This window comes from Kitasatospora sp. NPDC058492 (genome assembly GCF_042720685.1).
Lineage (GTDB): Bacteria > Actinomycetota > Actinomycetes > Streptomycetales > Streptomycetaceae > Kitasatospora.
Genome location: NZ_JBHXMU010000041.1, coordinates 18,868 through 43,511, shown reverse-complemented (window position 1 = coordinate 43,511; position 24,644 = coordinate 18,868). Strand labels below are relative to the sequence as shown.

General features: G+C 74.5%; 13 protein-coding genes. 6 read left to right on the top strand and 7 right to left on the bottom strand.

The genetic code is table 11. The features are described from left to right. Positions 1-13: 13 nt before the first annotated feature. Both ACFWPI_RS25245 and ACFWPI_RS25240 read right to left on the bottom strand, forming a co-directional pair. Entirely contained in the window at positions 14-676 is a 663-nt protein-coding gene (locus ACFWPI_RS25245; protein ID WP_380372325.1) for a response regulator, read from the bottom strand. Further along, positions 673-1,968, bottom strand: coding sequence for a sensor histidine kinase (locus tag ACFWPI_RS25240; protein ID WP_380372329.1), 1,296 nt, complete (start codon positions 1,966-1,968; stop codon positions 673-675). The genes ACFWPI_RS25245 and ACFWPI_RS25240 overlap by 4 nt, the downstream gene beginning before the upstream one ends. Before the next feature lie 271 nt (positions 1,969-2,239). Here ACFWPI_RS25240 and ACFWPI_RS25235 point away from each other — a divergent pair, with 271 nt between their 5' ends. Further along, positions 2,240-3,730: a hypothetical protein gene (locus ACFWPI_RS25235; protein ID WP_380372332.1), complete on the top strand. Its 1,491-nt coding sequence runs from the start codon at positions 2,240-2,242 to the stop codon at positions 3,728-3,730. Between the two features lie 111 nt (positions 3,731-3,841). On the opposite strand, the gene ACFWPI_RS25230 is transcribed toward ACFWPI_RS25235, so the two are convergent. Then, the gene (locus ACFWPI_RS25230; protein WP_380372335.1) at positions 3,842-4,330 is read right to left on the bottom strand and encodes an SRPBCC family protein; all 489 of its coding nucleotides are present in this window, start codon (positions 4,328-4,330) and stop codon (positions 3,842-3,844) included. A 63-nt stretch (positions 4,331-4,393) separates the two neighbouring features. Between ACFWPI_RS25230 and ACFWPI_RS25225 the strand changes: the two genes are divergently transcribed. Then, positions 4,394-5,065 carry a TetR/AcrR family transcriptional regulator gene (locus ACFWPI_RS25225; protein WP_380372338.1) on the top strand — a complete coding sequence of 224 codons (672 nt, stop codon included), beginning with the start codon at positions 4,394-4,396 and terminating at the stop codon, positions 5,063-5,065. Between the two features lie 128 nt (positions 5,066-5,193). On the opposite strand, the gene ACFWPI_RS25220 is transcribed toward ACFWPI_RS25225, so the two are convergent. The 4 genes from ACFWPI_RS25220 to ACFWPI_RS25205 all read right to left on the bottom strand — a co-directional run bounded on the left by ACFWPI_RS25220 (position 5,194) and on the right by ACFWPI_RS25205 (position 8,834). After that, positions 5,194-6,126 carry a chitinase gene (locus ACFWPI_RS25220; RefSeq protein WP_380372340.1) on the bottom strand — a complete coding sequence of 311 codons (933 nt, stop codon included), beginning with the start codon at positions 6,124-6,126 and terminating at the stop codon, positions 5,194-5,196. A gap of 228 nt (positions 6,127-6,354) precedes the next feature. After that, positions 6,355-6,780: a VOC family protein gene (locus tag ACFWPI_RS25215; protein ID WP_380372342.1), complete on the bottom strand. Its 426-nt coding sequence runs from the start codon at positions 6,778-6,780 to the stop codon at positions 6,355-6,357. 76 nt (positions 6,781-6,856) lie between these two features. Beyond that, the gene (locus tag ACFWPI_RS25210) at positions 6,857-7,726 is read right to left on the bottom strand and encodes a HEAT repeat domain-containing protein (RefSeq protein WP_380340365.1); all 870 of its coding nucleotides are present in this window, start codon (positions 7,724-7,726) and stop codon (positions 6,857-6,859) included. A 241-nt stretch (positions 7,727-7,967) separates the two neighbouring features. After that, entirely contained in the window at positions 7,968-8,834 is an 867-nt protein-coding gene (locus ACFWPI_RS25205; protein WP_380372346.1) for an LLM class flavin-dependent oxidoreductase, read from the bottom strand. A 781-nt stretch (positions 8,835-9,615) separates the two neighbouring features. Between ACFWPI_RS25205 and ACFWPI_RS25200 the strand changes: the two genes are divergently transcribed. From ACFWPI_RS25200 to ACFWPI_RS25185, 4 genes are all read left to right on the top strand, one after another. Further along, positions 9,616-16,104 carry an amino acid adenylation domain-containing protein gene (locus ACFWPI_RS25200; RefSeq protein WP_380372349.1) on the top strand — a complete coding sequence of 2,163 codons (6,489 nt, stop codon included), beginning with the start codon at positions 9,616-9,618 and terminating at the stop codon, positions 16,102-16,104. Then, the gene (locus ACFWPI_RS25195; protein ID WP_380372351.1) at positions 16,101-19,079 is read left to right on the top strand and encodes a type I polyketide synthase; all 2,979 of its coding nucleotides are present in this window, start codon (positions 16,101-16,103) and stop codon (positions 19,077-19,079) included. The genes ACFWPI_RS25200 and ACFWPI_RS25195 overlap by 4 nt, the downstream gene beginning before the upstream one ends. Beyond that, entirely contained in the window at positions 19,076-23,641 is a 4,566-nt protein-coding gene (locus ACFWPI_RS25190; RefSeq protein WP_380372354.1) for an amino acid adenylation domain-containing protein, read from the top strand. Before ACFWPI_RS25195 ends, ACFWPI_RS25190 begins: the two co-directional genes overlap by 4 nt. A gap of 103 nt (positions 23,642-23,744) precedes the next feature. After that, complete coding sequence (locus tag ACFWPI_RS25185; RefSeq protein WP_063352189.1) at positions 23,745-24,644, top strand: phytanoyl-CoA dioxygenase family protein; 900 nt, start codon at positions 23,745-23,747, stop codon at positions 24,642-24,644.

Here is a 24,644-nt window from a genome sequence, read left to right as displayed (position 1 = left end):
GCGCTCGGCGGCGTCATGCGGGGTGGATGAGGCGGCTCTCGTAGGCGAAGACCACCGCCTGTATCCGGTCGCGGAGTTCGAGCTTGTGCAGGATTCGCCCCAGATGGGACTTCACGGTCGCCTCCGCGAGGTACAGGGCGGCCGCGATCTCGGAGTTGGACAGGCCGCAGCCCACCTGGACGAGCACCTCGCGTTCACGGGCGCTGAGTCGGCCCAGCCGATCGTCGGGGTCGGCGCTGCTGCCGTCGGGAATGTGCGGGCGCAGGTGCTCCAGCAGGCGGCGGGTGATCCGCGGGGACACCACCGCGTCGCCCGCGGCGACGCTGCGTATCGCGGTGAGCAGTTCCTCGGGCCTGGTGTTCTTCAGCAGGAAGCCCGAGGCTCCGGCGCCGAGCCCGGCGAAGGCGTATTCGTCCAGGTCGAAGGTGGTGAGGATCAGCACTCTGCTCTGCGGGGAGATCCGGATGACCTGCCGGGTCGCCTCGATCCCGTCGATCCCGGGCATCCGGACGTCCATGAGGACGACATCGGGGCGCAGCTCCCGGGCGAGGCGGATGGCCTGGGCGCCGTCCGCGGCTTCGCCGACCGGTGCCATGTCGGGCTGGGCCTCCAGGACCGTGCTGAAGGCCATCCGGAGCAGCGCTTCGTCGTCGGCGATCAGGATGCGGATCGTCATGCGGACGCCGCTCCGCTGCTGTCGAGGAGGAGGCGGGTGTGGACTCCCCAGCCGCCACCCGGAAGCGGTCCGGCCCGCAACGTCCCCCCGTAGGCGGCCGAGCGCTCGCGCATGCCGGGGATGCCGTGGCCGGACGGTGTGGCGCCGGGATGGGGCGGGCGGGGGCCGCTGTCGGTGACGTCCACGGTGACGGTCCCGGTCGAGCACCGTATCCGGACCGTCGCACGTGTGCCGGCGGGTGTGTGCTTGAGGGTGTTGGTCAAGGCTTCCTGTACCAGGCGGTAGACGGTCAGTTGTGCGGTGGCGGGTATGTGGGTGTGGCCGCCCTGGACCTCGATGCGGGTCGGCAGCCCGGCGGCGCACATCTGGTCGGCGAGGGCCTCCAGTTGGGCGATGCCGGGTAGCGGGTGGCGTTCCGCGTCCGGTTCGTCGGTCCGCAGGATGCCCAGCGAGCGCCGCATGTCGGTCAGGGCCTGCCGGCCCGTCTCGGAGATCTGGAGCATCGCGGTGGTGGCCTTGTCGGGCGACCGGTGCTGCGCGTAGACGGCGGCGTCGGTGAGCGCGACCATGACGGACAGGTTGTGGGTGACGATGTCGTGCATCTCCCGGGTGATACGTGTCCTCTCCTCGGCGACGGCCAGTCGCGCCTGCTGTTCCTGTTGCTGCTCCAGGCGTGCGGCCCGTTCCTCCAGGGCCGCGAGGTAGGCGCGCGTGGTCCGCACGTTCACACCCAGGACGGCGGCGGCGACGACCATCGCGGTGACCGCGACGAAGGGGGTCAGGAATGCGCCTTCCGTCGCCCAGCGCAGGCAGGCCAGCAGGGCCCCTGCCTCCACGACGGCACCGGCGACGAGTGTGCCGCGCCGGCCCGAGTTCGCGGCTGCCGTGTAGAGGGCCACCAACAGGCAGACGTCCGCCGGGAGTTGGACGTCCGCCAGCCACTGGACGAAGGCCGCGGCTGCCACGGCGCCGAACACCGTGAGCGGGGCCCGGCGCCGCCACAGCAGGGGCAGCGCGAGAGCGGCAGTGAGGGCGACGGCCACCGGCAGCTCGTGCGGCGCGTGGGTGGTGATGATGTTGAGCAGGAGAAGCGTCGGCAGCAGCGCGTCCCACACCATGGGCGGCAGCCGGGAGCACCGGCGCCCGGCGGCTGTCACCAGTCGCGCCGCTCGTACGGAGGCCAGGTCGGCGTACCTCGTCAGCCGTGAGGCCGTCCTCGCCCACCGCACCCGCGTCAACGCCCGCACCCGATCCCGGTAGGCATCGCCGGGTTCCGCGGCCGCCTCGGTCATCACACGTCCCTGTCGATTCAGCGTCATGGTGGCCCCGACCGGGGCCGCCACCGCGTGCAGGCGGCCCTGTCACGGTAGGGCGCGGGCCCCAGGGAGCACATGCGTCCACCGTCTGATGGCACCGTGCCGAGGTACGACCGCAGGAGGAGTCCCGCTACCTCCCGTGGTCGTAGGGCGGCCGCCGATCCGGCGTGCCCGATTGCCACTCCGGTCGCACCGGGAGCTGCCACGGATTGCGACCCCGGTGGCACACGACGGCGACCCGGGATCGATGTGCCAGCGCGTACCCGGCGCCGAATATGGCCTGGTGACCGAGATCATCACGGGGCTGTACATGTCCCCCCTGGAAATCCTTGTCCTGCTGGGCGCCGTCGCACTGGTGGTGGCGCGCTGGCTTCCCCCCTCCGCCCGCCCACACGTCACGATCGCGGCGGGGGCGGTTCTCGTCCTGTCCGCGATCCTGCTGAGCGTGGCGGGGATCCGCTGGCAGATGCTGCCGGTCCTGGCAGGCGCCGCCTTCGCGTTGCCGTTCGCCCTCTCCCCCCTGCTGCGACGCCGTGCCGGTCGGCCGGCGTGGCGGGCCCGCTGGTGGCTGGCGTTGCCGGGGTCGGTGGCCTGCGTCGGCCTGATCGTCACCGGCCCGGTGGCCGCCTGGGCCCTTCCCGTACCCGAGTTCCCCACCCCGTCAGGCGACTTCGCGGTCGGCACCCGCGTGGTCCAGTGGACCGACCCGCGCCGCCCCGAGACCTTCACCGCCGATCCGGACGACCGGCGCACGGTCGTGGTCCAGCTCTGGTACCCCGCGCAGAAGAGCCCCGCCGGCGCGCAGCGGGCCCAGTACCTCGGACGCACGGAGCACGAGGCCCGCACCGTCTCCGACGCCCTCGCCCGCCAGGTCGGCCTGCCGGGTTTCCTGGTCGACGGTGTTCCGCGTGCCCACACCCATTCTGTATTCGACGCCCCGGTGGACGGCGGGCGGGGGCGGTTCCCCGTCGTCCTGTTCTCTCCCGGGTCGGGCGGAGTACGCACCCAGAACACCGCCTGGGCGGAGGAACTGGCCAGCCACGGCTACGTGGTCGCCGCCCTCGACCACCCGTACGACTCCGCCGCCGTCGTCCTCTCCGACGGCCGGACGATCACCACCGAGACCACCTCCACCGGCGACCCGGACCAGGACGAGAAACTGGCGGCCGACTGGACAGCGATTCGGGCCGCCGACCTCGGATTCGTCCTCACCCAGCTGGACGGTCTGGACCGGGGGGAGACCGCCGACCCGCTGAGCGGACACCTGGACACCGGTCGGGCCGCGGTGGCCGGACACTCCATGGGTGGCGCCGCCGCCCTCCAGGCAGCCCGGCAGGACCGCCGCTTCCACGCCGTCATCGATCTGGACGGCTACCCCCACGGCCCCACCTCCCCCGCCCTCGACCAGCCGACGCTCGCGCTCACCCAGGCCGTCACCCCGGCAACCGACCCGCGCTACCTGCCCCGCCTCACCGAGGCGCTCAAGTCCAGCACCGCGACGAGCTACCGGCTCACCATCCCCGGCGCCGCACATCTCACGTTCATGGACGGCCCCCTGTATCTGCCGCCCGTGCCCTCGATCGTCGGCTCCCTGGGCCGCGCCGAGAGCCCGCGCGTCGTCGCCGCGGCCACCCTCGCCTTCCTGGACGCCACGCTGCGGGACAAGCCCGGCGACCTGGCCGGCGTTCTGCCGGCCTACGGCAACCTCAGCGTCCACCGCCCGGACAGCAGCCGCTGACCAGCTGTTCCGGGGCACGTACGCCTGCCGGACGAGGACGATGAGATCAGACGAGATCATCGGCCGGAGGGCCGCGCTCGAAACCGCCGGCAGGCGGCCCCGTGTCGTTGTTCACCTGTGTGCGAACGCGCGGAGCAGGCGTACGTACGGGGTCCAGCGGGCCGGGCGGGCCACCGTGCCCGTGCAGGCGAGCTCGGCGCGGTCCAGGCCGTCCTCCAGGCAGGCGTCGTGCATCGGGCGCCAGGCCGCCGGCCAGGTCAGGCGCTCCAGGCCGCCGGCCTTCATCGCGAGGGTGTGTCGCAGCACGGTGCGTTCTTCGTCGACGGGCAGCACCGTGAACTCGTGGAAGCCGTGGAATCCGCGCGGCCCGCTGAAGGTGAAGCGGACCCAGACCCCGGGCACGTACGCGGTGACCGTGTAGCGGACCGGGCCGTGGCCGCCGGTCGCGCCGACCGCCAGTGGGCGGTCGAACTCCATCGCGGGCCAGTCCGAGTGCGCCCAGAGCCGGTCCGCCGGGCCGCCTGACAGGCTGTCGACGAGCGCGCCCACCTCGCTCGCCTTGGCAGCCAGCAGGCGCTCGTGCACGTTGTAGACGCCCATGCGTCCTCCCCTTCAGATTATTAGAGACCAGCCTCTAATAATCTGGAGAGTACCCTCTGATTCATGGCGAGACCACCCCGATTCGACACCGACCAGATCCTCGACGCCGCCGTCCGGCTGGCCGCCTCCGCCGGGCCGGCCGGCGTGACCATGTCCGCCGTCGCCCAGGCGATCGGCGCGCCGAGCGGGTCCATGTACCACCGCTTCCCCGGCCGTACGGCCCTGCTCGCCGAGGTGTGGCTGCGGACCGTGGAGCGCTTCCAGGAGGGGCATTTCGCCGCACTCGGCAGCGCCCCCGACCCCCACCCGGCCGCCCGCGCGGCCGCCCGGCACGTCATCTCCTGGAGCCGCGCCCACCCGCAGGAAGCCTCGCTCCTCCTCTACGGCGCCGAGGAGTTCGGCCGCGCCGGCTGGTCCGAGGAACACAAGGAGCGCGCGGACCTCGGCAACCGACGCGTGCTCGACTCCATCGGCTCCCTCGCCGAAACGCTCGGCGCGGCGGGCCCCCAGGACCACGAGCGCATCACCCTGGCCCTGATCGACCTGCCGCTGTCCGTGGTCCGCCGCCATCTGCGCGCCGGACAGCCGCTGCCACCGCACGCGGAAGACCTCACCGAGGAATGCACGACGGCTCTGCTGGCTGTCGCCCAGCCCGTCGCCGCGGGGGCCGGGAAGGCCTCGTCACGCCCCGTCAACACGGCCACCACCCGATCGGACACCGACAACGAGGCATGACCCGCCTCCGATGAGGTGTCCGGCATCCCCGGCTTCAGGGCACCGGCCGGGACGGCACCGGCCCCCTTCGCGCGGAAGCGAAGGGGGCCGGATGTCACGAGGCCTGAGAACTGCGCGGAGCTACACCGTCAGGCCTTGGCCACCGAGGCGACGAGCGCCTGACGGACGGCACAGTACCAACTAGCAGGACCAGTAGGGCAGTTGGGGCCGTCGACGTTGCGGGAGAGCGCGTATTCCCAACCGGCGGCACCGGCGAAGTCCGGGTACTTGTCGGCGAGAGCGCGCAGGGTCCGTTGGAGGACCGGCATGTCGACGTAGCCCTCGCAGTCCAGGTTGTCGTTGGTGATGCCGGCGGCGACGACCTTGGACGCGGGGAACTGGTTCCGGATGACCGCGTCGTAGTCGGCGGTGTCGGCGAGGCTGCCGTTGCCGCAGTAGAACTGGGTGTTGTACCAGCGGATCAGGGGGCCGACCTGCTTTTCGAGCGTGCGGTAGTCGAGGAAGGGGAGGTTGCTGCCCTCGGGCATGGTGAGCTCGCCGGGCCCCGGGGCAAGGGTGATCAGGAAGTCCGGCCCGAAGTCGGAGCGCAGCTGACGGATGAGCCTCTCGGCGGTCGCCTCGTGGAACGCTTCCTCGACGTCGAGGTCGATGCCGTCCAGCCGGTACGTCCTGAGGGCGTCGCGGACGGGCGGGTAGTACGTGCCGAAGTCCTTGTCGAGCAGCCCGTACGTCCCCTGCGCGGCGCCGCCGAGGAGAGCGGTGACCTTGACGCCCTTCGCCTGCACCGAGGCGATGTCACGCCACATCGGGACGTACTTGGCCGCGGAGGGCGGGTCGTCGTTCAGGGTGAGGATCGGGTACTGGGCGGGATCGTTGAGGTGGAACGCGGCCACCTCCACCACGTCCGCGTGGCCGATCAGGGGCACCGGGGAGACGTACTGGCTGCCGGGGTCACCCGTGGTCGTGCCGGTCTGGTAGAACGCGACGACGTGACGGCTCGCCGACGCCTTCGCCGCGGGAGAGGTGCCTCGCACCCCGTCCGGGTGTCCGTGACTGCTCATGGGCGGGTTCCTCCTGAGTGCTCGGCCACAGCCCTGCTGTGGGTCACCAGGAAGCGTGCCGCCCCGCCCGGGAAGGTCGTACGCATTCCCACCACGCGTCCTGGAATTCCACTCCGCCAGCCCCGTACCACCGCCGCCGCGCATCGGCCCGGCCCGCCGGGTCGAGGCCGGCGAGGTCGGCGTCGCGCTCGGCCCAACGGCTCCCCGCCTCGCCGGCTCGGGGGAGGCTCAGTCGACGCAGAACTCGTTGCCCTCGACGTCCTGCATCACGATGCACGAATCGTGGCCGTCATAGAGCAGTCGCACGCGTACCGCGCCGAGCGCGACCAGCCGGGTGCACTCGGCTTCGAGCGTGGCGAGGCGCTCCTCGCCCACGAGCCCGGTGCCGACCCGCACGTCGAGGTGCAGCCGGTTCTTGACGACCTTGCCCTCGGGAACGCGCTGGAAGAACAGCCGCGGGCCCACACCTGAGGGGTCGATGCAGGCGGACCACGAACCCCGGTCCTCGGCAGGCTGGGAGCGGTCGTACTCGTCCCAGGTGGCGAACCCCTTCGGCGGCGGCGATTCGTACCCCAGCACCTCGCACCAGAAGCGGGCGACCCGCCGGGGTTCCGCGCAGTCGAAGGTCACTTGGAACTTCTTGATCAATGACATAAGCGCACCATAACAGGGGGTCTCTTGCTCATCTCCCGTCAGGAATAAGCATGCTGACGCGAAGCCGGAACCTCGGCTAGCCGATCCGGCGACGGGACTGGACAACGAGCAGGACGGCCCCCTCAGGAACTTCGTCGTCCACCGCGATCCGGACCTCCGTGACCGTGCCGGGCCAGTCCGCGATCAGCTCCTGGCAGATCGCGTCGTTCTCCAGGACGGCCATGAGTTCGCCGCCCCGGACCGTCTGACCGGGCTCCACCAGAACCTCGGCCACGCACCACGGCACGCCCATCACGGCCTGCGCGGTGAACACCGCCGGCCCCAGCTCGCGCCAGGCCGGCGGTACCAGCGGCCCGCCGATGCGCTGCTCGACCTGGTCGAGGGCTGCTCCGGCGCACCTGGCGAACGAGGAGTCGTCCGCCAGGTGCTCGCGCAGCAACGGCCCGACCGCACGGACGTCACCCAGCCGCGCCAGCGTGTCCACCGCTTCGGACCGCGTCTCGGGATCCGCCAGGCACGCGGCGACGGCCTCGGTGTGATCGGCCGAACCGTTCTCGGCCAGACCCCGCAACGCTCGACGGCGGTACTCCGGGCTACGGGTGCGCAGTTGGCGTTCCAGGAACGGCAGGGCTCGCGGATCCTTGATGTACTCCAGCGTCTCCATGAGTGCCGATTCCTGCGCAGGGTCCTCCGCAACCTCGTCGAAGAAGGTGTCCGGGAAGGCACGGGCAAGGTGTATCTGCGCTTCCAAGGGGCGCCGGTAGTCGTCCCGGTCGCGGCGCACGATCTCCGCCATGTCCCAGCCCGGCTCGGCCCGGCCCGCCCGAATGGCGAGGAGCCGACGAAGACTCGCCGGCCCCGCTGCCAGCAGGCTGTCGAGGGCGCGGTCGTCCCCATACAGGTAGTCCGTGAGGAGGCCGTCGATCGCCTCGTGTGCCAGGTCCATGGGGAGTCGGCCAGCTTTCAGTGGAGCAGCGGGTCAGGGTGGGCACCTTCTCCGCCGGACGGCGCCGCCCGGTTGCTCAACCATCGTTCATTGCGGGGGCACTTCCCGACAAACCAAGAAGGGCGTCGAACCGGCCGACGACTCCGACTGCGGACGTGATGGCGGACCCGTGGCAGGGCCCGCCACCGGTGAAGCGCCGCTTCGGCGAGGGAGAACCGGGAGCCACGCAGCCGCGGACGTGCTAGCCGAACGACGTGGTGACGGTGTGGTGGAGGCGGGCGATCTCGGCTTCCCAGTCGGGGACCGCGCGGGCGGGGACCAGGATGACGTGTTCGACGCCGACATCCGCGAACTCGGCCAGGCGCTCGCGCAACGCCCGGTCGCCGCCGACGGCATAGACGTCGCGGCTGGTGCAGCCCTGCTTGTGGGCCGAGACCTCGGCGTCCAGCTCGCGCCGGAGCTCGGGGGTGTCGATGGCGGGCGGCACGTAGACGAGCTGCACCGCGCGGGTGATGTGCTCGGTGCGGCCGAGGCGCTGCTGCTCCTCGTCCATGACCTTCAGGCGCCGGCGGTACTCGGCGGGGGTGATGAACGCGGGGACCCAGCCGTCCGCGAGGGCGGCGACGCGCCGTACGGTCCTCTCCCGGCCTCCGCCCAGCCAGACGGGCGGCACCCCGGCCGGGCCGCTGCCGCTGGACTCCCCGGCGGACTCCCCGACGAGGCGGCGGAGACGGCGGAGGATGTCCTCCAGGGCGGCGGCCGCCTCGGCGGGGTCCCGGATGAGGGCCTCGCGGGGGCCGCCGATGCCGAGCTGGGCGACGAACCGGCCGTTGGACCGCCGGTACAGGTCGGTCAGTTCGCGGACCACGGCGGAGGGTTCCAGGCCGGCGGCGACCAGGACGTGCGGACCGAACACCAGGGCGGACGTCCGGTGGGCCACTTCCCGTGCCAGCTCGAGCGGCGGGGGCATGTCGTCCCCGTTGTTGTTGTAGAACCAGAACGAATCGAATCCGTACTGCTCCACCGCTTCGAGCAATTTCCACAAGTGGTCCCGCTTCACGTCATGGCGTAACGAGGTACCGAAACAGAAGCCGAATTGCAGACCCATGAGACCTCCCTGTCGAGATATTGCCTGCGGGGCACGGCCGCCTGCCGGGCAGGCGGTCGATGAATTGGCGAGAGCCAGCTGAATACCGACTTCAGGTCCGTGATCCACAGGATTTCCCGCTCCTGCCGGACCCTTTCGAACCGTGTCGAAATAAGGGGTGTCCGCTCGTCGCACGCACTCGATGACGCGGATCCGGTGCACCTTCGCCTGGAACGTACCACAGGGGTCAAGCCTTCGAGAAGTACGCCAATCCTGGCCCGAGACTGTTTTACCGAGCCATATAACATCCTTTAACCAACCTTCGCAAGGTCCACAGGTTTCACCCAAATCAACGGTGCGATTCGCCCCAAAGTGCACCCTGACACCGGCCCCGAGGCGGCAGGAGCGCCGGCGGAAGCGCCGGATCCGGTGTCGGGAGAGGCGGACGCAGCCCTATGTCCAGAAAGTCGCCCTCCTCGCACCTGCGAGAATAAGACATTCCGTTTGGTCGTTCTTGAAAAATTCCCAGGGCACATACAGACTCGTTTCGTGAACGGACCCCGGCATGCCGGAGGTCCGACCCGGGGCACCGATCCCCGAGGGCGCCGACCGCACCTTCAGGTACGCGCCCCCGGTTCCCCTCTCAATTCGCCGTCACCGGCATCCGCCCGCTCACGGGCGAACTCTTCGAGTTTTCAGAGCCCCATGCCCGGATGGCCGCACAGCGACATTCTTTCTCTCGACACCCCGCACTCGGACCACCGGCCGAGTGCCGCCAGCACGTACGGAAGGGGCAACCGAAGTGAACAGGAGCGACCTGGTTTCGGATTCGGGTCCGGCATCGGATGCCGAATTCGCATTCCCGCTCTCGGCCCCGGAGTTCGGTATCTGGCTCACCTGTCGGGACCAGCCGGAGTCCTTCAACATCCACCGCGTCTGGGAACTGCGCGGGCAGCTCGACGAGCAGGCCCTGAAGGGCGCCGTCGAGGAGACCGTCGCCCAACACCCCGTGTTCGCCCGCCGGCTCGTCGACGAGGACGGCGTGCCCTCCTGGGTTCCCGGCGCGCCGCAGCCGCGATGGACCGCGGTGGACACGGCCGCGGTGGACACGGCCGCGACGGCCGACGCCGCGCCCTGGGCGCCCGTCGGGCGCCACCGGTTCGACCTGAGACGAGACTGCCCCGTCCGCGTCGACCTGTTCCGGCACCGACCGGACCACCACGTGCTCTCCCTCCTGGTGCACCACATCGCGTGCGACGGGGCGTCGCTGGAGAACCTGCTGGCGGACATCGGTGCCGCGTACAACGCCCGCACCACCGGCGGGCCCCCCTTCACACCGGAACCAGCACCGGCACCGCCCACGGCAGCGGCAGCGGCCCCGCCCACGGCACCTGGCCCGCCCGCGCCGGCGGAACCCTCCCGCTTCTGGCCCCTCGAACTGGCGGACGCCCAGTGGCCGGAGGCCCTGCCACGCACCCCGGGCCCCCGGACGGCCGAAGCCGACGTCCTGGTGCTCCCGCTGCCCCCGGACGAGGCCGGCGCGGTGCGCGCGGCGGCCCGCCGCCTGCGCGTCACCCCGTACCTCATGGGACTCGCCGCCCTCTACGCGGCGTTCGCCACGCAGGGCAACGCCCCCGACGTCATGGTCGCCACGCCCTTCGCCTCCCGGACACCGGCCACCGTGTCGCTGGTCGGCTGCTTCGCGCGGATGGTCCCGCTGCGGCAGCGGTGGCCCTCGGGAGCCTCCGGCGCCGAGCTCTGCGACGGTGTGCGGCGGACCGTCGCCGAGGCGCTGTCCCACGCCCACGAGCCGATCCACGAGAGCGCGGACCTCTTCGACGCCGCGGCGCCCGGACTCACCGTCAGTTTCCAGCTGCGGGACCCCCTCCCGGGGCCGGCACTCGGCGGGCTCGCCGTCCGCGCGATGGAAGCGGTGCGTGAGCCGGCGGCGGCACCCGTCGCCGACACACCGGAGGCGCCCGGAGCGACTGAAGCGACTGAACCCCCAGGGAGCCCTGAAGTCCCCGATGCCCTCGAAGCTCCCGGAGCCGCTCCCCCCGCCGAGCACCCCGGCGCGACGAACGGCCTCACTCGCTTCGACCTCGAATTCGACCTCTGCTTACGGGCGGACGACGCCTCGGTGACGGTGACGCGCCGGATGCGCGGCGGCACGACCCGCGCGGCCGCCGCCGAACTGCTCGCCGTCTACCGCCGGGTCCTGCTCGCCCTCGCCCGCGACCCCGGGGCACCGCTGCCCCGCTCGACGAGCGCGGCGACGCCGTCCCTGATCGTCGCGCCGGCCGATCCGTCGGAGCACGCGCAGCCCCTCATGGAGCGGTTCGACGCCTGGGTGCGCACACAGCCCCGGCGGCCCGCGGTGCGGTGCGGCGACGACCTCCTCACCTTCGCCGGCCTGGACCGCGAGGTCGCCCGGCTCGCCGCCGCCCTGCGCCGCCACGGCGCGGGCCCGGGCACCGCGGTGGGCGTCCTGCGTGAGCGGGGCGTCGCCCTGGTCGCGTCCGTGCTGGCGGCGTGGCGGGTGCGGGCCCACGTCGTCGCCCTCGACCCCTCCCAGCCCGACTCCCGTCTCGCCTACGTCGTGGCGGACACCGGCACCCGTGTCGTGCTGTGCGATCCCGCGTCGCGCCACCGGCTCGACGCGTCGCTCACGATCGTCGACGAGGACGCGCACGACGAGACCCCGGACACCGAGGATCCGCACGACGAGGCCCCGGGCACCGGGGACCCAAACACCGAAGACGCCCGCCCCCACGATCTGGCGTACGTCCTGCACACCTCGGGCACCACCGGCCGCCCCAAGGGCGTCATGGTCGAGCACCGGGGCCTCGCCGTCCTCGTCGACGCGCAGCCGGCCGGAGCCGGGGCCGCCCGGGTCGGCGTCACCGCCGCCGTCTCCTTCGACGTCTTCTTCCAGCAGCTCCTCTACCTCTTCCGGGGCAGCTGCCTGGTAGTGGCCGACCAGGCCACGTACCGCGATCCGCAGGCGCTGGTGGAGTGGGTCGAGCGCAACGACGTGCGCCTGCTCAGCACCTCGCCGTCGATGTTCGCCGCCATGCGCCCTTTCGGCGTCGAGGAGATGTTCCAACGCACCGGCCTGGAGCTGGACTTCGGGGGCGAGGCGGTCGACGCCACGACCTGGCACAGGCTGCGCGAGCTGGGTGTGAGGGGGTCCAACGGCTACGGTCCGACCGAGGTCACGATCCAGACCACGTGGTGCGGTTTCGACGAGTACGGGACCCCCAGCATCGGCCGGCCCCTCGACGGCACCTCGGCCTACGTCCTGGGCGCCGACCTCCGCCCCGTGCCGGTCGGTTCCCGCGGCGAGCTGTATCTCGCGGGGCCGCTGGTCACCCGCGGCTACCTCAACGCGCCCGCTCTCACGGCCGAGCGCTATCTCCCGGACCCCTTCGCCCCGGCACCCGGCGCCCGGATGTACCGCACGGGGGACCGCGTCACCCTCGGTGCCGACGGACACCTGATCTACCACGGCCGGACCGACCACCAGCTGAAGGTGCGCGGCCAGCGGGTCGACCCGTACGAGGTGGAGGAGGTGCTGCGCGCCGCGCCGGGCGTCCAGGACGCCTACGTGGCCCGCCGGGGCCCGACCGGGACGGCGGGGCTCCTCGCCTGGGTCACCCTCCGCCGCCCCGGGCCGGTTCCGGTGCCGGGGGAGCTGCGCGGCCTCGCGGCCCGGCGGCTGGCGCCCGCCGCGGTGCCCGCGCACATCGAGGTCGTCGACGCGTTCCCGCTCACGCTCAGCGGAAAGGTCGACGAGCGTGCCCTGCCCGTGCCCGCGCCCGTGCGGCCGTCGGACGGCGGCGCGGACCCCGTCGTCCGGCTCTGGGCCCTGACGCTCGGCCGCCCGCCCGCCTCGAACGGGGACAACTTCTTCTCCTGCGGCGGGAGTTCACTGGACGCGGCCCGGCTCGTCGCCGAGGTCAACCAGGAGTGCGGGGTGCGCGTCGACCTCGCCTCGTTCTTCGGCGACCCCACACCGGAAGGGCTGCGGCACCTGATCGCGCGGGCCGCGCCCGCCGGCGGCGAGGGCCCGTCCACGGCTGCGCCCGCCGGTCTGTCGGCCGCCCAGCGGCGGCTGTGGCTGCTGCACCGGGCGGAGCCGGACAGCCATGAGTTCACCGTGTACTGGGCGCTGCGGCTGAGCGGTCCGCTGGATCCCGCGCGCCTGCAGTCGGCCTGGCACGACGTGCTCACCGCCCACCCCGAGACGCGGCTGCGGGTCATCGACGACGACGTGGCCCCCGGGCGCGGGCAGTGGCCCCTCACAGCGTTCACCGTGAGCGTGCGGGACGTCCCCGGTCACGCCCTGGCGGAGCACCTGCGGCGCGTGGCCCACCGGCCCTTCGACCTGTTCGAGGAGCCCTTGGTCGAGCTGCGGGTGCTCAGGACCGGCGCCGAGGACCACGTACTGGTCTTCGTCGGCCACCACCTCGTGCTCGACCGCCGCTCCACGGAGCTGATCACCGAGCAGCTGCTGAGCCGGCTGGCCGGCGGCCCGGCGCTCCCGCCCGCCCCGGCGGGCGCCGTCCCCGGGCCGTCGCCCGCCGAGGCCGAACGGCTGCGCCGGTTCTGGGCCGAGGAGCTCGCCGGCGTCTCCGCGCACTCACCGGTCGCCCTCGGCGGGCCTCGGCCGGGCCCGCACCGGCGCACCGCGGCGACGGTCGGCGTCCCGCTGGACGCGGCGCAGTGGCGGCGCGTGACGGAGGCGGCGCGGACTCACCGCACCACGGCCCTCGTCCTCGTCCTGTCGGCGTTCGCGGTCACGGCCGACCGGTACGGCGCGGCGGGCGACGTCCTGGTCGGTACCACCATGGACGTCCGACCGCCCGGCTTCAGCGAGACCGTCGGCCTCTTCGTCAACCCCGTCCCGGTACGGCTGCGCCCCCGCCCCGGCGGCACCGCCGGCGAGGCGGTCGCCCAGGCGCACGCGGCCCTCCTGCGGGCGCACGCGCACCGCGCGCACCCCTTCGACGAACTCGTCCGGGAGCTCGGTCTGCGGGCCGATCCGGGGCAGGCCCCCCTGTTCCAGGTGCTGGTCGACCATGAGCAGCCGGCCACGGCGACGGCCGCGCCGCCCGGCGTCCGCGCCCGCCCGGTGGAGATCCCGGCGGCCATCGCGAAGTACGACGTCGAGATCCTGCTCCGGGAGACCCCTGACGGCGCCCGGCTGGACGTGCTCCACCGCACCGACCGGTGGACGACGGACCAGGCCTGGCAGCTGGCCGAGCGGATCCGCGGGGTGCTGCTCGCGCTGGCCGCCGAGCCCTCCGCGCCGGCCGCGCTCCCCGTGGCACTGGACCCGGGGCGTCTCCCCCTGGAGTGGGGGCGGGGCCCGGAGCCGTTCGCGCCGGTGGTCCCGGTGAGCGAGCTCGTCGCCCGGATCGCCCGGGAGGCGCCGGAGCGGACCGCCGTGGTCGCCGGGGGCGAGCAGTTCACGTACGGGCGACTGCGGGCCGACGCCCTGGACCTCGCCGCCCGGCTGACCGCCCGGGGCGCGGGCCGGGGCGCCCGGGTGGCGGTGCTGACCGAGCGGTCCGCGGGCCTGATGACCGCGCTGCTCGGCGTGCACTTCGCCGGTGCCGCGTACGTCCCGCTCGATCCCCGGCACCCCGACTCCCGCATGGCGGCGTGCCTGGCCGACTGCGGGGCCTCCGCCGTCGTCACCGACGCGGCCATGGCCGGGCGGGCGGCGTCGTTCGGGCTGCCGCTGGTCCCGATACTCCCGCTGCTCCCGCTGTCCTCGGCGGCCGATCTGCGGGCCGACCGGAGCGCCGAGCCGACGGCCACCCGAAGCGCCGAGCCCGCCGTCCCCCTCCCGCCCGGACCGCACGATCCCGCGTACGTCATCTACACCTCCGGCACGACCGGGCGGCCGAAGGGCGTGGTGATCGAGCACGGCACGCTGGCGGCCTCCACGGCCGCCCGCCGCACCGTCTATCCGGGGCGGCCGGTCTTCCTGCTGCTCTCGCCCGCGGCGTTCGACTCGGCCGCGGCCGGCATCTGGGGAACGCTGTCGGCCGGTGGCCGCCTGGTCGTCGCGAGCGACGACGAGGTCCGCGACCCCGAGGCCCTGGTCGCCCTGATCGCCCGGCACCAGGTCGCCCGGCTGCTGTGCGTGCCCTCGCTCCACGCCCTGCTGCTCACCGCCGCCGACCGGGCCGGCCCCGACGCGGTGCGCAGCCTGCGCGAGGTCGTCACGGCCGGGGAGCCGCTCCCGGACGAGCTGCTGCGGCGCCACTTCGCCGTCCTGCCCCGGGTGGCGCTGGTCAACGAGTACGGCCCCACCGAGGCCACCGTCTGGGCGAGCTACCGCCGCTACCACGGGCCGGAGGCCGTCGACATCGGCGGCCCGGTGCCGGGGTACCGCCTCTACGTCCTGGACCACGCCCTGCGCCCCGTCCCCCCGGGGGTCGACGGCGAACTGTACGTCGGCGGCGCGGGCGTGGGCCGGGGGTACGTCGGCCGCCCCGCCGAGACGGCCGGCGCCTTCCTGCCCGACCCGTTCAGCGGCGAGCCGGGGGCCCGGATGTACCGCACGGGCGACCGGGTGCGGTGGCGGGCGCCGGAGGCGCTCGCCTTCGTCGGCCGGCTGGACCACCAGATCAAGGTCCGGGGCCACCGGGTGCAGCCCGCCGAGGTGGAGGCGGCGCTGCGCGGCGCCGAGGGCGTCCGGGAGGCGGCCGTGGTCGCCGACGGCGGCGCGCGCCTCGTCGGCTTCGTCACCGGCGGCGGGCAGCCGGAAGCCGTACGGCGCGAAGTCGCCGAGCTGCTGCCGGAGTTCATGGTCCCCGCCGTCGTCCACGGGCTGGAGCGGCTGCCCGTCACCCCCAACGGCAAGGTCGACCGGCGGGCCCTGGAGCAGGAGGCGGACCGGCGACGGGCCTCGGCGCTCGCCCGGCCCGCCGGGGACGTGTCACCCGGGCACGCGGCGGTCACCGCGGCGTGGCGGGAGGTCCTGGGCGTCGTCGACGTTCCCGGCGACGTCAACTTCTTCGACCTCGGGGGGCATTCGCTGCTGGTGCCGGCGCTCCAGGAGGCCTTGCACCGGCACACCGGCGTCCGGCTGCCGATCCTCGACCTCTTCCGCCACAGCACCGTCGCCGACCTCGCGGCCCGACTGGCGCGCAGCACGACGGCCGCGCCGCCCGCCCCCGGGGCGGAACCACCGCCCTCAGCCGGGTCGTCCCGTCGCCGACGCGGCGACGCGGCCCGTACGCTCCGCGACCGCCGCGCCCAGGAGGCCGACCGATGAACCGCGACCGTTCCCTCGACATCGCCGTCACCGGCATGACGGGGCGCTTCCCCGGAGCGGCCGATCTGGCACAGCTGTGGCAGGCCCTGCGCGACGGGCGGGTGCTGACCCGGCGCCTGAGCCGGGAGGAACTGTCGGCCCGTGGCGTCCCCGCGTCCCTCGCCGACGATCCAGCCTACGTCCCCGTCCACGGGCCGCTCGACGATGCCGACCGCTTCGACCACGAGTTCTTCGGCATCAGCCCCCGCGAGGCCGGGCTGACGGACCCGCAGCACCGGCTGCTGCTGGAGTGCGCCTGGGCCGCCCTGGAGGACGCCGGCCACAGCGTCACGGCCGGCGACGGGCTGCGGACGGCGGTGTACGCGGCCGCCAGCGGCAGCGGCCATCTGCGGGCCCTCCTGGCCTCCGGCTCGCTGGCGCCCCCGGAGTTCGAGGAGGCGCTCCTCGTCAACGAACGCGACTTCCTCGCGACGCGCATCGCCTACAAACTGGGGCTGACCGGGCCCGCGCTCACCGTCCTCACGGCCTGCTCCTCCTCGCTCGTCGCGGCCCACCTGGCCGTCCAGGCGCTGAACAACGGGGAGTGCGACCAGGCCCTGGTGCTCGCCGCGTCGGCCAACGCCCCCCAGGCGGGGCACCTGCCGATGGCCGGCGGAGTGATGTCGCTCAGCGGGCACTGCCGCCCCTTCGACGCCTCGGCGGACGGCACCCTCGGCGGCTCGGGGGCGCTGGGCGTCGTCCTGCGCCGCCACGAGGACGTGGCGGGCGGCCCGCTCCCCCTGCACGGAGTGCTGCTGGGCTCCGCCGTCAACAACGACGGCACCGCCAAGGCGGGCTTCCTCGCACCGTCGGCGGCGGGCCAGGAGCAGGCGATCCGCGCCGCGCTCGCCGCCGCCGACGTCAACGCCGCGTCCGTCGGCTACCTGGAGAGCCACGGCACCGGCACCCGCGTCGGCGACCCCATCGAGTGGTCCGCCGCCTCGTCGGTGTACCGATCGCTGGGTGCCGCTCCCGGCAGCATCCCGGTCGGCGCGCTCAAGGCGACCATCGGCCACCTCGACGCCGCCGCCGGACTCGCCGGGCTGGTGAAGGCACTGCTGGTGCTCCGGCACGGGTACGTGCCCGCGCTTCCCGGGCTGAGCCGGGCCAATCCGCTGCTGGAACGGGAGGACTCGCCGCTGTCCCTGCCCACCGAGGCCGGGCCGTGGCGGGGCCCGCAGCCGCGCCGGGCCGCCGTGAGCTCGTTCGGCGTGGGCGGGACCAACGTGCACATGCTGGTGGAGCAGCCGCCGGAGCCGGCCGCCGCGCCGCCCGCCCCGCCACCCGGGCGGGAACGGCTGGTGGTGCTCTCCGCGAAGGACCCGCGGGCCCTCGCCCGCATGCGGGAGCGGCTCGCCGCGCACCTGGAGGACGCCGAAGCCGCCCCCTCGCTGGCGGACGTCGGCCGGACCCTCACCCGGCGGGCGGAACTCCCGTACCGCTCCTCGGCGGTGGGCGCGAGCGTGGCCGAGGTCGTGGCGGCGCTGCGGGCCCCGGCCGAGCCGGCACCGGAACCCGCCACGCACCCCGCCCCGGCGCTGCTGCTCTTCCCGGGGCAGGGAACGCAGTTCCCCGGCATGGCGGCGCCCTTCGCCGCCGCCCTGCCCCCGTTCGCCGACGCGCTGGACGCCTGCCTGGCCGCCTTCTCCCCCGGGCTCGCCCGCGAGGTCGACGAGGCGCTGCACGACGCCTCCTTCCCCGCCGAACGGCTCGCCCGGACGGCGCTCGCCCAGCCCGCGCTCTTCGCCGTCGAGTACGCCGCCGGGACGGCGCTGCTCGCCCTGGGCCTGGTGCCCTGCGCGCTGCTCGGGCACAGCCTGGGGGAGATCACGGCGGCGACCCTGGCCGGCGCCCTCGCCCTCGACACCGCGGCCCGCCTGGTGGCACGCCGGGCCCTGCTGATGCAGGACTGCGCCCCGGGCGCGATGGTCTCCCTGGCCTGCGGCGAGGCCGAGGCCCGGGCCCTGCTGGCCGAGACCGGCGCCGAGCTGGGCGTCGCGGCGGTCAACGCCGCCACGAGCACCGTGCTCGCCGGGCCCCCCGAGGCGGTGGCGGCCTTCCGGGAGCGGATCGGCGACCGGTACGCGGCCAAGGTGCTGCGGTCGTCCCGCGCCTTCCACTCCCCGCTGATCGAACCGGCGGCCGAGGCGCTGCGGGGCACACCGGCGGCCGCCGAGGTGCGCCCCGCCGCCCTGCCGTGGATCGAGAACACGGAGGGGCAGCTGCTGCCCGAGGGCTCGCTCACCGACCCCGGCCACTTCGCCCGGGCCGCGCGCCGGCCGGTGCGCTTCGCGGACGCGCTGGCGACGGCCCGGGCGAAGTTCCCCGACGCCGTCGCGGTCGAGGTGGGGCCCGGCCGGGTGCTGAGCGGCTTCGCGGAAGCCGCCGGGCTGCCCGCGATCCCGCTGCTGGGCTCCTCGCCGCCGGCCCCCGCCGCGCACGCGCACGCCCCGGCCGCTTCCACCGCCCGCCCGGTGCTGGCGGCGATCGGCCGGCTGTGGTGCTCCGGCCTCCCCCTGGACCTCTCCCCGCTCCAGGCGCCGGGGCGCTCCGTCCCGCTGCCGACCTATCCGTTCCACGGCCCGCGCCACCCGGTGCCGGCCGCCCCGGCGCCCGGAGCACCGCCCGGACCACCCGCCCGGGCGACCTTCGCCGACGCGGCCGAGCCCGTCGCGGACACCCCCGTCGCGATCCTCCGCGCCCTGTGGGCCGAACAGCTGGGGGTGACCGACGTGCCCGACACGGCCGACTTCTTCCAGCTGGGCGGCGACTCGCTCACCGTGGCCCGGCTGGCGCGCGGGATGAGCCGCCGGTTCGGCGTCGACGTCCCCGTCGGCGAGCTGTTGCGGGCCCGGTCCATCGGGCTCCAGTACGCGCTGGTCGAGCGGTTGATCGCCCAGCAGATCCTCGACGAGGCCGGGGAGGAGCTCGGATGACCGCCTCGCCCCTCGACCGCCTCACCCCCGGGCAGCGCGCCGAACTGGCCGCCCGGCTCCAGGGGCGCAGCCCCGCGGCCGTGCCACCGGCGGCTTCCGTACCGGCACCGGCGCCTTCGGAACCGGCGCTCCCGCCCCGCCCGGAGGCCGTGGCCGGCAGCCACCCCCTCTCCGTCACCCAGTACCGGATGTGGCTCGCCGAACAGGCGTCCCCCGCCGCGTCGGCGGCCTACACCGTGCCCCTGGCCCTCCAGCTCGCGGGCCCGCTGGACATCGACCGGCTCTGCGTATGCCTGGACGCCCTCGCCGCCCGCCATCTGGCCCTGCGAACCCGTTTCGGCCAGGAGAACGGGGTGCCCCGGCAGCGCTTCGACCTGCCCGCCCGCATCCCGCTGGAGGTGCGGCAGCTGCCCGCGGGAGCGCCGGAGCGGGACCGGGCACTCGACGCCGAGGCGGCGCGCCCGTTCCGCCTGGACCGGCCCCCGTACGTCCGCGCCGTCCTGCTGGCCCAGGGGCCGCAGCAGCACACCCTCCTCCTGACCTTCCACCACGCCGTCTGCGACGGATGGTCGTTGGGGGTGCTGATCGACGACCTGCTGGACGCGTACGCCGCCGGGGACGGCCCCGGTTCCGCCCGCCCCGCGCCGGGCGCCCAGCACCTCGACTACGTCCACTGGGAGCAGTCGCCGGACGGACGGGCCGCGCTGGCCGCCCACGCCGCCCACTGGGCCCGCTCCAGCGGCCGCGCCGACGACGGAGCCGACGACGGGGCCGACGACGGGGCCGAACTCCCCTTCGCCGTCGACCCGACCACCACGGAACACGCCACAGCACAGCACGCCGCCCGGATGCCGCACGCCGAGCTGGCGCTGCCCCCGGACCTCACCCGGCAGGTCCACGCGTTCGCCCGGCGGCACGCCTGCACGGCACACGCGGTGTGGCTCGCCGCGTTCGCGGCCACCTGGAGCGCGGTCACCGGCACCCGGACGGCCTCCGTGAGCGTTCCCACCGCCAACCGGGCGGCGGAGCGCTACGACCTCACCGTGGGCGCCTTCGTCTCCGCGATGCCCCTCGCCCTGCCCCTGCCCCCCGCGCTGGGCTTCGCCGCGCTGGCCCGGCGGACCGGCGAGCAGCTCCTGACCGGCTCGCAGCACCCGACCCTCCCCCTGACCTCCGACGACACCGCCGTGCCCGTACCCGCCGCCGCCTTCGTCCTGACCCACGAGGACAACCGGCCGCGCCCGGCCGGCCCCCTCACGGTCACCCCCCTGCCGGTGCGCGTCCAGGGCGACCAGGGCGCGTTGACCGTGCAGCTCACGGAACACGCCGACACCGCCGTCGTCCGGCTGACCGGCTCCCCGCAGCACTACACCGACGCGGCCCTCGCCCGGCTCGGGCGGGCCTACCGACGCTGCCTCGCCTCCGTGCTCGCCGCCCCCGACGCACCGCTGGCCGCCCTGGACGCACGCGACCCGGCCGAGCGCGCGACCATCGCGGCCGCCTCGACGGCGCCGCCCGCGGCCGGGGCCCGCCTGCCCTACGAGGCCTTCGCGGACTGGGCGCGGCGCACCCCCGAGGCCTTCGCCGTCCGGGACGCCGCCGACGGCCACCTCACCTACCGGGCACTGCACGAGCGCGCCGAGCGCGCGGCGGCCCACCTCGCCCTGGCCGGGGTCGGCCCCGGCTCGGCGGTGGCCCTGGACGTACCGGCGGGCGCCGACTATCCGACGCTGGCCCTGGCGGTCTGGCGGCTCGGCGGCTGGATCATCGCGCTGCGCCCCGACGACCCCGCGGAACGCCGCCGCGCCCTGCTGCGCAGCGCCCGGGCCGACTTCCTCGTCCGCACGGCCGACGCCCCTGGGCACGACGCCGACAAAAACCACACCACCGGGCACGACGCCGACGGCGGCCCGCCGGGGAGGGCCCTGCGGACGATCCGGCTCCCCCGAGGGGGCGCGCGGGAGCTCCCGGCCACCGGCGCGGCGGTGCCGCCCGTGGCCCGCACGGGCCCGCAGGACCTGGCCTACGCGGTGTTCACCTCCGGCACGACCGGTACGCCCAAGTGCGTCCCGGTGCCGCTGGGCGCGCTGGCCAACGAGCTCGCCTGGCGCCGCGAGGCGATCGGCCTCGCCGCCCCCGACCGGGTGCTCCAGACCATTCCCCTGGTCTTCGACCCATCGCTGTGGCAGTGCTTCGGACCTCTGGTCGCCGGGGCCGGCGTGGTCTTCCCCGGCGTCGACCTCGGGGCGCATCCGGCCGCCCTCGTGGAGGCCGCCCTTGAGCACTGCGCGACCGTGGTCGACGTCGTCCCGTCCCTGCTCGCGGCCCTGGACGACGAGGATCTGCGCCGGCTGCCGGCCCGGGTCGTCTTCTGCGGCGGGGAGGCGCTGCCCTCGGCGCAGGCCGACCGCTACCTGCGCGTCGGCCGCGGTGAACTGCGCAACCAGTACGGGCCGTCCGAGGCCTGCATCGACGCCACGTCGTACCGGTGCGCGGCGGGGGCCGAGGGCGGCACCGCCCCCGTGGGCCACCCCGTCTCCGGCGTGCGCCTGCACATCCTCGACGGCGCGCTGCGTCCGGTGCCGATCGGTGTCACCGGCGAGCTGTACATCGGCGGCACCGGGGTGGCGCGCGGCTACCGGGGCCGTCCGGCCGAGACCGCGGCCCGGTTCCTGCCCGACCCGGCCGGTCCCCCGGGCTCGCGGATGTACCGCACCGGGGACCGGGTGCGGTGGAACGCCGACGGGAGCGTGCAGTTCGTCGGCCGCAGCGACAACCAGGTCAAGGTGCGCGGCCACCGGGTGGAGCTGGAGGAGGTGGACCGGCACGTCGTGGACGCGCCGGGGGTGCGGGAGGCGGCGACCGTCGTCGTCGGGGAACGCGTCAGCCGCCTGGTGGGCTTCGTCACCGGCGAGCCCGCCCCGGACCCGGCGGCGGTGCGCGCCCATCTGGCCCGTACCCTCCCGCCGTACATGGTGCCCGGCGAGATCCGGGTGCTCCCGCGGCTGCCGGTGACCGCCAACGGCAAGGCGGACCGCCGCGCGCTGCTGGCCATGGTGCGCTCCGCGCGCACGGCGGCCGGCCCCGCCGCCGCCCACGACCGGGTGGCCGCCGCCGTGGTGGAGGCGTTCGCGGCGGCGCTCGACCGGCCGTCGGCCACCCTGGACGACCATCTCTACGACCTCGGCGGGGCGTCGCTGGGGGCGGCCCGGATCGCCTCCGTGCTGAGCCGGCGCCTCGGGGTGGAGGTCCCCGTGCGCGCCGTCCTGACGCATCCGCTGGCCGCCGAACTCGCCACCGAGGTCAGGACGTTGCTCGCCACCGCGCGGCCGCTTCCCGCCGACGGCGCCGGAGCCGACGGTTCCCAGACGCCCGAACAGCTCTTGGTGGCCCAGCAGGAACGGGCCCTCGGACACCCCGCTCCCCCGATTCCACTGCTGCTCAGGCTCGATGCCCCCGTGGATCCGCAGGACGTGGAGCGGGCGGTCCGCGCACTGGTCGCCCGGCACGAGGCCCTGCGGCCGACAGCCCCGGAGGCGACACCGGGGGCCGCCGGAACGGGACAGCACGACGCGTGGCGGCCCTGCCCCGTGGCCCCGCTGCCGGACCGGCCCGCCCAGGTCCACTGGGACACCGCACTGGTCGAGCGGCCGCTGCCCGCAGGATCACCGGGGCTGGAGGTCGTCCTGCTGGCCGGGGAGGACGGCACCGTCCGGCACCTGCTGCTGAGGCTGGCCCGCCACCGGGGCGACGGCGCCTCCGTGGGCATCCTCGCCGACGAGCTCCTCGCCCTGCTCGCCGGCCGCGACCTGCCCCGACCGGCCCCGCGCTACAGCGACTACGCCCGCGCCAGGGCCGTCCGCCGCACGGCCCGACGCACCGAGCTGGAACGGTACTGGCGCACCAGCCTGGGCCCGGTCCCCCCGGACCCGTTCGCCGAGCGCCGCACCGGCCCGAGGACCTTCCGCAACCACGGGGTGCGGAAGGTCCTCCCCGCCGACGCGTACGCACGCCTCCAGCAGGCGGGCCGGACGGCGGGGACGACCACCACGGCCGCCTTCCTCGACCTGCTCGGCCGGATCGTCTCCCGGATGTCGGGCGACACGTCCACGGTGATCGGCATGCCGGTCTCCCACCGCTCGGCGGCCACCGAGGAATCGCTCGTCGGCCGCGCCGTCGACCTGCTGCCGGTGGTGCTCGGCGCCACCGGGGCCGGCCACGCCCACCGGGCGCTGCTGTCGGCCCTGGACCACGCCGACCTGCCGCTGCTGCACATCGCCGAGCTCGCCGATCCGGTCGACCCCGCGGTCCGGCCGCCGGTCTGCGCGGCCGGGCTGGTCGTCCACGGGCCGGAGGAGAACCCGGCCGTGGTGCCGGACGACCTGCCCCACGACACCGTGCCCGAGCACTGGGCGGACCTCGACCTCGTCCTCCACGTGCAACCGGCCCGCTCGGGAGGGTGTTCGGTGCTCCTGACCGGAGCCGTCGGCCTCTTCCCGCAGGCCGAACTGCGCGGGCACCTCGCCCGGGCCCTGGCGGAGCTCGAACCCGACCAGAGCTGAGCTACGCCCCAGCCGCACCTCCCGCGCGGTGCGCCCGTCGCGCCCGTGCCCCGACCGCCCGCTCTCCGGCACATCCGACACATCCGACACAAGGGGAAAAGTCATGGACGAAGAGCAGAAGTACCTGTTCGACCTGCGCGGCTACCTGGTCCTGGAGGACGTCCTCTCCGCGCGGGAACTCGCCGCCGTCAACGCCGCCCTCGACGGCCACGGCCTGTGGGAGGGCGAGAACAAGCTCGGATACCCGCTGCTCAAGCGGTACAACCCGTTCATCGCCAACGCCGGCCCGCTCCACACCACCCCGCGCCCGGTGCGCGACCTGATCAGCCACGAGAAGGTGCTGCCGCACCTGGAGGAGGTGCTCGGCGCCGACCTGCGCTACGACGAGGGCCAGGTGCTCTACGCCCGCAAGGGCGCCGGAGCGCTGATCCTGCACAACGGCAACACCCCGTGGGAGTACCCGCCGCTGACCTACCAGGTCCGCGACGGCCGGATCTACGGCGGACACCTGATCGTCGCGTTCTGCCTCACCGACGCCCTCGCCGACCAGGGCGGCTTCGCCGTGGTCCCCGGCAGCCACAAGTCGGCCTTCGAGATCCCGGAGGACTTCCAGACCTGGCAGAAGGTCGGCGACTGGGTCTCCCGCGTCCCGGTCAGGGCCGGCTCGGTGGTCCTCTTCGCGGACACCGCCACCCACGGCAGCTGGCCCTGGGCCGCCGACTTCGAACGCCGGGTCGTCTTCTGCCGCTACACCGCGGGCATGGTGCAGCACACCGCTCCCGCGCCCGTGCCCGAGGACCTCCCGGGCGAGGAGTGGACCCCGGTCGAACGCCGGCTGCTCCGCCCGCCGTTCGCCTGGCACTTCCACGACCGGGGCAGGGGCTACACGGAGCAGCAGCGCACCTCCGTGCGCACCGCCGAGGGCTGGACGATGAACGACCACTCCCAGCAGATCATCACGCTCGCGGAAGACGCGGAAGAGTCCGCCGAGGGGCGGGGTTAG